The 8,549-nt window shown below is 39.0% G+C and carries 12 protein-coding genes; 4 read left to right on the forward strand and 8 right to left on the reverse strand.

The window, feature by feature from the left end; translation table 11 throughout:
- Window positions 1-5 precede the first annotated feature (5 nt).
- The 8 genes from BGC07_RS21535 to BGC07_RS02640 form a co-directional block, all read right to left on the reverse strand.
- On the reverse strand, window positions 6-824 hold the full coding sequence (locus BGC07_RS21535) for a FecCD family ABC transporter permease (protein WP_235602850.1): 819 nt from the start codon (window positions 822-824) through the stop codon (window positions 6-8).
- A gap of 92 nt (window positions 825-916) precedes the next feature.
- Window positions 917-2,023 carry an iron chelate uptake ABC transporter family permease subunit gene (locus BGC07_RS21540; RefSeq protein ID WP_069311850.1) on the reverse strand — a complete coding sequence of 369 codons (1,107 nt, stop codon included), beginning with the start codon at window positions 2,021-2,023 and terminating at the stop codon, window positions 917-919.
- On the reverse strand, window positions 2,004-2,993 hold the full coding sequence (locus BGC07_RS02620; protein ID WP_069311851.1) for an ABC transporter substrate-binding protein: 990 nt from the start codon (window positions 2,991-2,993) through the stop codon (window positions 2,004-2,006). The genes BGC07_RS21540 and BGC07_RS02620 overlap by 20 nt, the downstream gene beginning before the upstream one ends.
- Before the next feature lie 32 nt (window positions 2,994-3,025).
- Complete coding sequence (locus tag BGC07_RS02625) at window positions 3,026-3,331, reverse strand: energy transducer TonB (RefSeq protein ID WP_069311852.1); 306 nt, start codon at window positions 3,329-3,331, stop codon at window positions 3,026-3,028.
- Between the two features lie 222 nt (window positions 3,332-3,553).
- On the reverse strand, window positions 3,554-3,832 hold the full coding sequence (locus BGC07_RS02630; RefSeq protein ID WP_139121592.1) for a hypothetical protein: 279 nt from the start codon (window positions 3,830-3,832) through the stop codon (window positions 3,554-3,556).
- Entirely contained in the window at window positions 3,832-4,152 is a 321-nt protein-coding gene (locus BGC07_RS23800) for a biopolymer transporter ExbD (protein ID WP_394332128.1), read from the reverse strand. Before BGC07_RS23800 ends, BGC07_RS02630 begins: the two co-directional genes overlap by 1 nt.
- A 94-nt stretch (window positions 4,153-4,246) precedes the next feature.
- Window positions 4,247-4,627, reverse strand: coding sequence for an ExbD/TolR family protein (locus tag BGC07_RS02635; RefSeq protein ID WP_077216714.1), 381 nt, complete (start codon window positions 4,625-4,627; stop codon window positions 4,247-4,249).
- A complete protein-coding gene (locus tag BGC07_RS02640) occupies window positions 4,624-5,256 on the reverse strand; it encodes a MotA/TolQ/ExbB proton channel family protein (protein WP_069311854.1) in 633 nt (210 codons plus the stop codon). Before BGC07_RS02640 ends, BGC07_RS02635 begins: the two co-directional genes overlap by 4 nt.
- Window positions 5,257-5,592: 336 nt before the next feature.
- Here BGC07_RS02640 and BGC07_RS21545 point away from each other — a divergent pair, with 336 nt between their 5' ends.
- Genes BGC07_RS21545 through BGC07_RS21555 form a run of 4 tightly spaced genes read left to right on the forward strand, consistent with a single transcriptional unit; the run spans window position 5,593 to window position 8,487 of the window.
- A complete protein-coding gene (locus BGC07_RS21545; protein ID WP_235602851.1) occupies window positions 5,593-6,219 on the forward strand; it encodes a TonB-dependent receptor plug domain-containing protein in 627 nt (208 codons plus the stop codon).
- The gene (locus BGC07_RS02645; RefSeq protein ID WP_235602852.1) at window positions 6,200-7,534 is read left to right on the forward strand and encodes a TonB-dependent receptor family protein; all 1,335 of its coding nucleotides are present in this window, start codon (window positions 6,200-6,202) and stop codon (window positions 7,532-7,534) included. The genes BGC07_RS21545 and BGC07_RS02645 overlap by 20 nt, the downstream gene beginning before the upstream one ends.
- Before the next feature lie 10 nt (window positions 7,535-7,544).
- Entirely contained in the window at window positions 7,545-8,102 is a 558-nt protein-coding gene (locus BGC07_RS21550; RefSeq protein WP_235602853.1) for a hypothetical protein, read from the forward strand.
- The gene (locus BGC07_RS21555; protein ID WP_235602855.1) at window positions 8,062-8,487 is read left to right on the forward strand and encodes an ATP-grasp domain-containing protein; all 426 of its coding nucleotides are present in this window, start codon (window positions 8,062-8,064) and stop codon (window positions 8,485-8,487) included. Before BGC07_RS21550 ends, BGC07_RS21555 begins: the two co-directional genes overlap by 41 nt.
- Window positions 8,488-8,549 lie beyond the last annotated feature (62 nt).

The raw sequence follows: 8,549 nt of genomic DNA on the forward strand, positions 1-8,549 counted from the left end.
TTCAATTAAACAGATCTTGCCTGTCGCTGCAATAAAAAGAGTAAATAAGCTGCTCCAATGATTGCAACAATCAATCCTGCTGGAATTTCACTAGGCGCAAAAAGAGTTGTACCAAGAGCATCGGCAAAAACAGTTAAAATTGCCCCTATCAAAAAACTTACTAAAACTAAAGCCCGTGCTCGATGATAACCTAATAGTCGAGCTAAATGTGGAGCCATTAAGCCAATAAAGCTTAACATCCCCACCGTAGCGACCACTGCAGACGCAAGCACTGTTCCTAAAAATAATAAGGCTAATTGCACCCCAGTTAAATTTAAGCCTAAGCTCTGCGCCTTCTCATGACCTAAATTTAAAACACTAAGCCAAGGGGAAACAAAAAAACACAAAGGCAGTACAACAATCAATAAAGACGTTAAGTGCCAAACATCAGACCAAGTATGTCCATAAAAACTTCCCGATAGCCAGCGAATTGTCTCACTCACACGCATCCCTGAAAAAGCCAATATTCCAGTATTAAGTGCCGCATAAAGTGCTCCTAAGGAAATACCGATCATTGCCAGTTGTAAGGGACGAAAGCCTAACTTTTTCGCCATCAACATAACGATAAAAAAAGCAAGGATTCCTCCCAATAAAGCTGCAAGCTGTACAGACCACCATGGAGCCGCGGGGATCAATAAAAATAATAACAAGGCTGAACAGGTCGCTCCCTGACTAATGCCTAACACCTCAGGGCTTGCTAAAGGATTTTGGATGACCCCTTGAAAAAACAAGCCACTCACCGCCAATGCCCCTCCGGCCAAAACAGCTAAAACGATTCTAGGCAAGCGCAAATCTATAATCAATAAGTGACTTAAAGAATGACTTTTAAAAATGTCTAAATTAAAAAATTTGCTTTAACGCCAAGCTAACCCCACCACTATAGAGCAAACTTAATAGAGAAATTATAATTAATATAATAAATAAATAGCGTGTTAAAATTGGTTTTTTTACGGCTAAATAATTTAATCGCTTCATTATGACTAAAAGAAAGCCGACCAATTTTCGCTAAAGCCCACAGCAATGCAGGCGCACCCAATGCTGCGGTAAGTACACCTACAGGAATATTGACCAAAGCATATTTAAAAAAGACCAAATGCACCCAATCTGCAATCAGCAAAACCAAGCTACCCATCAGCATGCAGATTAATAAAAACAAAGCATTCACTGGCAGACCGATGACTCGCAATAAATTAGGCACAAATAGGCCAATAAAGCTCACAGGCCCAACTAAAGCCACAGCGATGGCAGTAAGCACAACGCCAATTGTGATCATCAACCAACGCAATAACTGCACTCCAGCACCTAAAGAAGAAGCAACATCGTCCCCTAATTGATAAAGCATGATCATACGACTTAATAGTAACGAACCCATAAAGGATAGTAATAACCAAGGCCAAGTTGCAGTAATCTCAGACCAGCCTTGTTGCTCAACATCACCAGCTCCCCATAAAAACAAGCCACTCACACTTTGCTCATAAAATAAACTAAGCACAGCCGCCAACGCACTTACTGCCAAGGAAATGGCCACCCCAGCAAAGATAATTCGCACAGGTTCAGGTTCTTTATTGGTGACCCAAAAGACCAAAGCGGCAGCCAAACCTCCTCCGATACTTGCAGTCAGCACTTTATGATCCGCAACGATGGCCGGAAAAGCAATCAAGGCGATAATCAATGCTAAATGAGCACCCGCGCCTACACCTAACAAATTAGGTGAGGCCAATAGGTTTCGGCTCGCTTCTTGAAATAGTGTCCCTGCAATAGCCAATGCAGCACCAGCAAATAAAGCAGCCACCAACCTTGGCAAAGCTAAATACCAAAGTAATGTATTTTCCTGACCATCAGAGCGTATACCTAATAAATCATGATATAAATCTGGCAGGCGAAGATCACTGCTTAGGGTCAAGTGAAAAGCAGCGACGATGATTAATAACCCTATCGCCAAAACTAGAAATACAGATTGCTTTTTAAGCTGCATTTTTAGCATATTCTCGATCTTTTTTCTGGCTCTTTTGTTTTAAATCATTCACAACTTCATCAATAAATTTCTCTAAAGCCACAGGCCCACCCCAAGGCCATGTTTGTTGGTTTAAGCGATACGTCAAACCTGACTTTACAAAAGGTAAGTTTAACCAGATCGGGCTTTTCAAAGTACTTTCGAGATAGTGATCATCCGCTCGTTCATTAAAATAAAATACATTCGCTTGCCCAAGTACTGATAGGGTCTGTATACCTACAGTACGATAACCAAACGTGCTTGGCCCTCCCTTTACCGGCCACGCAGCTTGTAAACCGATAGAATTTAATACCTCAATCGCTACAGAGTCCGTTGTTAATAGCCGCAACTTTGGGCTTCCAGGCAAAAACTGAGCCACTGCAACTTCATCACTTAGTAATTCTCCTTGTTGTCTTAAGTGATTTATTTCTGCTTTAGCCTCTGCAACGGTTCTAGCGTAAGAAGCCATTATTTTTCCAGCTTGCTCTTTTTTGCCTAAAGCTTTAGCCACTGTTTTAAATTCAGCAAACATCTCTGCTAATGGTTGCTCTTGATTATTTGGCATTTGAATATAATTAAACAATAAAGTCGGAGCAATCGAAGAGAGCACGGGATAAACCGGTGCATTTCTCAAGTTAGCACCAATCATTAAGGTTGGCCTTAAGTTTGCAATCGACTCTAAATTAGGGGCTGCACGCTGTCCAACATTTTCAATAGTATCTAGTTTCTTTCCATCGATACCATCATAATTCTGATAACTTTTAATATCCGCGACGCCCACAGGAATGATTCCTAAGCTTAAAGCCATCTCAGTATAACGATGTTCTAAAGTAATCACTCGTTTTGCACTTTTAACAGTCACTTTGCCCATCGCCGTATTAATAATTTCACCACTTTCATTTGCATGATACAGGGGTGACAGGGTCATCAATGCAATGAATGCACCTACTAATATTCTCATAGAATCAGCCTCCTAAGTTTCAAGACCTAAATTTAAGCATCTGAAATTTTAAACTCGATAGGAACAACCACATTAAATGCCATATGGCACACTTTAGGCGCAGGGAATGGGTTCGCCTGCTTCATCATTTCCTGAACCGCTTGATCTAATAGCTGACTGCCTGTCTTTTGCACAAATCGGTATTTCTTCACCTGTCCCTGGCAATCTAATGTCATTTTTATCTTTGCCTCACCCATAATATGTCGGCGCAAGGCAAAAGGTGGATAATACTTGTAGTTCTGCAAATGAATTAACAATTTCTGTAAATAAGAAGGTGGTAACAGACTGTCTCCCCCCAACCCTTCACGGCGACTCCCTTTATGCGCTTGCTGTCTGGATAGCTTAGTAATACTTGCTTTTTCTAGTATTTTTTTGCTGAGCTATTTGGTCATTTTTTTTGAGCCTGGTGCTTAGCATGATTTACTTTCACCTCCTCTTGATGGTTTTCTTTTTTTATTTTTTCAATCCCTTTATTTTTATTTTCAACTTTACTTTTACTAATAATTTTTTCATTTACTTTATTATAATTTTCTTTTTTGTTTGATTATAGGTTCATTTTTAGTTTTTTCCTGATCATTATCAATTTTAATATTTTTTACTAATTTATTTTCTGTCTTATTTTCTCGTTTTCTTTGATCGTTAACAACAGAATCACCATTCAACTGTATAGTCACGGTTTGGCCAACGATTCCTCCTGCAGGCACATTCTTTTGAAAGGACTGCCAAATAACAGCCCCTAAGAAAACAATAAATAGGTTTAAAAGCATTACTATTAGGATACGGCTATTTTTTATTTCCATCAGTAATGACTCATTACCAAAATTTTAACTTTTTTAAACCCCTGTTCTTTTGCTTTATTTAGAAGCATAATCATACGCTCTGCTGGCAAATCATTAGGCGAAGCAATAATAACTCCATTATCAGCACATTGTTTTTTCAGTTCAGAAAAACTATTTTCTTTATTTAAATCAATACGATGATTGTTATAAGAAACAGTATTACTTTTTAAATAAACCGTACACTCTTTGCCTACTTCAGCTGCCTGTTTATTTGTTGCTGGCGGGGTGATCTGCCATTGATTTGAACTAATTCTCCCTGCAACTAAAAAAATACAATTAATAGAAAAATAATATTAATCAATGGAAATACTGCTTCAACTTCTTTATACTTTTTTTTACTTTGATTTAAACATAACTATTTTCAAACTGCATTTTTTAATGCCTAACTGCTGTAATTTTTGGGACGACATCCACAGCAAACTGTAACTGCGTTTTCTTACTTACAAATAAACGAACATCAAGCTTGTTTAAATTAACTTTACTCGCTTTTAATTTCTGAGTGAGTTTGGCTAAAGTCAATTCTTTTTTATGAAACTGTACTTTATCTATAGAAAGATAAAGTTTAATGCTAGTTAGCTTTTTATCTTGAGTGTTTACTGACGTAGCCCGCCCTGCAACTTGGATCTCTAACGCTCCCCAACGAACAAATTGAGTGCTTAGCATAAAGAAAATGAGCAAACAACAAAGCACATCGATCATTGGTACAAGACTAATTCGAGCAGATTTGCGTTGCCGTTTAAAGTTTATAGAGTTCATTTGACTATAGCAGACTGCTGCATTAGCTGAGCCACACTATCTGACATTGCCAGGCGCACTTTTTCAACGATACTGTCTAAATAGTGAAAACCAATCTGTGCAGGAATCGCAACACACAAGCCTAAAGCCGTTGTTACTAAGGCATGAGAAATACCATTTGATAATTGCCCAGGATCAACGTAGGTTGCTGACTTTACCGCAGAAAATGCCATAATAATCCCAAGCACCGTTCCTAACAATCCGACCAAAGGCGCTAAGTTGGACATCACTTCGATAGGGCGTAAATAAGACTCGAGTTGAGATAATTTTGCTTCGCCAACACGCTGAACTTCGGTTTCAATCTGTTGAGTGCTCTCATGTTGCTGGAATTTTTTCTGGATTAATGCCTGTAATACGCTTGCAACCGGATGCTTAATCGATGTTAAGTGCTCTAATGCCTCTGCATACTGCCCCGCTCTAACTGTCTGTATTACCAGTTCAATAAAATTGAGCTTAGATAAGCGTAATCGATTGAATTGCCAAGCTTTTAACAATAAAACACTTAATGTGAAGGCCCCCATGATAATCAAAAGTAAGCCAACACTGCTCACCTGCTGATAAAGAGTTTCTAATGATTGGAGAATATTCACTGGACTGCCCCTAATAAAAAATAGCCAGTTCATTTTACATATTTAATAACTATTATCAATATCATTATCGTTATCATAAACTTTTTCTGCGCCTAGCCAAGTTCAAGTTGCAGAAAAAACTTTCCTTAAATATCTTGATTCAAAAACACTAATGTGTATAATTCACTTTTGAGAATGATTATCAATAATAATTTTGGAAATACAATATCATGGCTGTACTCCCCTTGATGAAGAAAAGTATTAGAATGACCAAAACGACTCAACTCATTGTTGCAAGCTTATCACTCACCTTGCTACAGCAAGCTCAAGCCACAAGTACCCAATCGCTGGTTATTAATGGCAGTTGGCTCGGTTCTAGCACGAAAAAAAGAAGTCAAAACCTACCCAGGCGCGCGTAATTTAATTACTCAACAGCAGATTGAAGACTCCGGAGCTCAACAAATCCAAGATGTTTTACGTCAAGTTCCGAGCATGCGAGTACAAGATGAAACTTCAGGCACTGGCGTTTTACCTAATATTTCAGTCAGAGGTTTAAACCCCTTACGCAGTGTCGATTTACAAGTGTTGGTTGATGGCATTCCTTTAGCACTCGCCCCTTACAGTCAAACCGGTTTGTCGCTTTTTCCAGTGACTCTGGACACAGTGCAAAAAATCGACATCGTTCGTGGTGGTGCGGCCGTTCAATACGGCCCAAATAATGTTGGCGGTGTTGTCAATATTATTACCAAGCCAATTCCTAACCAAAGAGCAACAACATTAAAGCAATCAGTCACGGCTGCACCCACAGGCCAATTTTTATCCAATAGTTATCTTGGTGTGGGTGGTTTTATTACCGACAATTTTGGTGCTCAGCTACAACTTAATGCCACACGTGGCAATGGCGATCGTCAGCATACCAACACTAAAGTTAATAATATTCTTTTAAATACGGATTATTGGCCAAGTGAAAAAAGCAGAAATTAAAACCAGCATTCAATACTATGATGCCGATGCTGAGCTTCCCGGCGCATTAACACCTGAGCAATATTATGATAATTGGCGCCAATCAAATACGCCGGATAACCGTTATCAGTCCCATGCTTTAAGAACCTCCTTGGTCATCAGTCATGATTTTACCCCAACAAGTAACTTAACCTGGACAAATTACTTTAATAAAAGCTATCGTAATTTTATTTGGCAAGACCCAGGCACTGCGGGCACCACTCCAACTCACATTGATCAATCTCCTCGCGATTTCCTAGTGTTTGGCACTGAACCGCGTTATAGCTTTATGCTAAATACAGGAATTAAACAAAAAATCATCCTCGGTGCACGCTATATCCATGAAGGAATCAGCTACCCTGTCTATAAAGAAGACATCTCAACCGGAACAACAGCAACAACGAGAAACTGGGGTTTAAGCACAAAAGCCTATGCCGCTTATGCCAGTGATACACTTTACTTTCTCAATGATCGACTACAAATCACACCGGGGTTGCGTTATGAAAGAGTCGCCCAAGACTTTACTGATCGACTAGCCGGCTCTACAATTAATAATAACCTTTCACAGTTGCTGCCTGGCCTAACCGTTGGCTATCAAATTAGTCAGCCGATTTATTTATTTGCCAACGCACAACGCTCATTACTCGCACCTCAACTCTCGCAAGTTGCCAACAGTAATGGTCAAAGCCTTGCTGCTGAAAAAGCCTGGAATTATGAGTTAGGCTCTCGAATTGCCTTTAACAAGCAGGTCAATACTACCATTACTCTTTTCAAAACAGATTTCAGCGATAAAATCGAAAAGCAGGGTAATGACTTAGTGAATATTGGCGCCAGCCGTGAACAAGGTGTCGAAACTCAGCTTCATTATGTCCCAGAATTCTTACCAAATGCAGACTTTACTCTAGGCTATACCTATTTAGATACAGAAATTACCCAAGGTGAGAATAAAGGCAATCAACTTCCTTATGCCTCACAAAATCAGTTTAGCTTAATTTCGAACTATCACTATAAACAGTGGACCTATAACATCAGTGGTTATTATGTCGGCTCAGCTTTTAGTGATGCAGCGAATACTCCAACTGAACAAACAACACAAGGCCCTATCCCAGATTATTGGCTATGGAATACTGCAATCATTCGTAACTTTAAACTCTCTGATGGCGCAAAAGCACAATTGGGTTTCTCAATTCGCAACTTATTCGATGAGCGTTATTTCTTCCGTAATGTTGATGTCAGCCAAGGCATTACACCTGCTCCAGGGCGCTCTTTTACTCTCAGTGCATCCTTAACTTTCTAAGGAAGATATCATGAAAAAATCATTTGTTATCTTATCCCATGTAACGACTGAAGCAATTAATCAAGGTTTTTTACCTGAAATTATCAAACAAGGCTACCCTGTCACATTATTAACAGATCATCCTAAAGAGCACAAACAAGCTCTTACATCGCTACTCAGTCATATTTCTATACAACAGTGTGATGTATTTAACCCCATCGAAGTATTATCCAAGCTAGACAAAGAACAGATTAGTCCAGTCGCAATTTTTAGTAATAGTGATCATCTGCAAACTAGTTGTGCGATTGTTGCTGATTTCTATAATTTACCCGGCAAATCCTGGTCTAGCTGTCATATTACCAAGCACAAAACGAAAATGAGAGAACGACTCACAGAACTAGGTTTAGAAACGCTCTGGTATTATAAAGTCTCTAATCAAGCTCAGCTTAAAGAAGTTATTAATCAGGTCGTTTATCCTTGCGTTATTAAACCAAGTTTAGGTGTTGCCAGCATTGATGTGAAAAAAAATACACTCTATCACGGAACTTATGGACTACTGCCTAAAATTATGGCAGCAATCCCCAAATAAAAGTTTACTTATCGAAGAGTTTATCGAAGGTCAAGTCTGTAGCATAGAAACACTCGGCAATGGAGAAAAACTGCAAATTCTAGGGGGCTTTAAAATAGAATTAGGCTCCCCCCCTCACTTTATCGAACAAGGTGCAAGATGGGTTGATCAGTTTGACTCAGAAACAACCTCGGCACTATTGCAGGTACTCAATCAGCTCGGCATTAACTTTGGTGCCTGCCATACCGAATTTATCAGGACACCAACAGGCCCCAAAATCATAGAAATTAATTATCGCAGCATAGGTGACTATAGAGAATTTTTGCTTGATGACTTATTTAATCAACAATACTTTAAGACAGTTATTGACTACCTTCTTGGCAAACCTTATAAAAAATTTAATTAAAAGAAAACAAGTTGCCCATATTCACTATTTCATTAATGAGCAGGAGGGTATAATAAAGGAAA

Origin of the sequence: Piscirickettsia litoralis (genome assembly GCF_001720395.1) — a bacterium.
GTDB lineage: Bacteria > Pseudomonadota > Gammaproteobacteria > Piscirickettsiales > Piscirickettsiaceae > Piscirickettsia > Piscirickettsia litoralis.

Excerpts from the sequence above, each read along its gene's own strand:
- BGC07_RS21540 (WP_069311850.1), bottom strand. The coding sequence starts at position 2,023 with ATGCTAAAAATGCAGCTTAAAAAGCAATCTGTATTTCTAGTTTTGGCG.
- BGC07_RS02620 (WP_069311851.1), bottom strand. The coding sequence starts at position 2,993 with ATGAGAATATTAGTAGGTGCATTCATTGCATTGATGACCCTGTCACCC.
- BGC07_RS02630 (WP_139121592.1), bottom strand. The coding sequence starts at position 3,832 with ATGGAAATAAAAAATAGCCGTATCCTAATAGTAATGCTTTTAAACCTA.
- BGC07_RS02635 (WP_077216714.1), bottom strand. The coding sequence starts at position 4,627 with ATGAACTCTATAAACTTTAAACGGCAACGCAAATCTGCTCGAATTAGT.
- BGC07_RS21545 (WP_235602851.1), top strand. The coding sequence starts at position 5,593 with ATGGCAGTTGGCTCGGTTCTAGCACGAAAAAAAGAAGTCAAAACCTAC.
- BGC07_RS21550 (WP_235602853.1), top strand. The coding sequence starts at position 7,545 with ATGAAAAAATCATTTGTTATCTTATCCCATGTAACGACTGAAGCAATT.
- BGC07_RS21555 (WP_235602855.1), top strand. The coding sequence starts at position 8,062 with ATGGACTACTGCCTAAAATTATGGCAGCAATCCCCAAATAAAAGTTTA.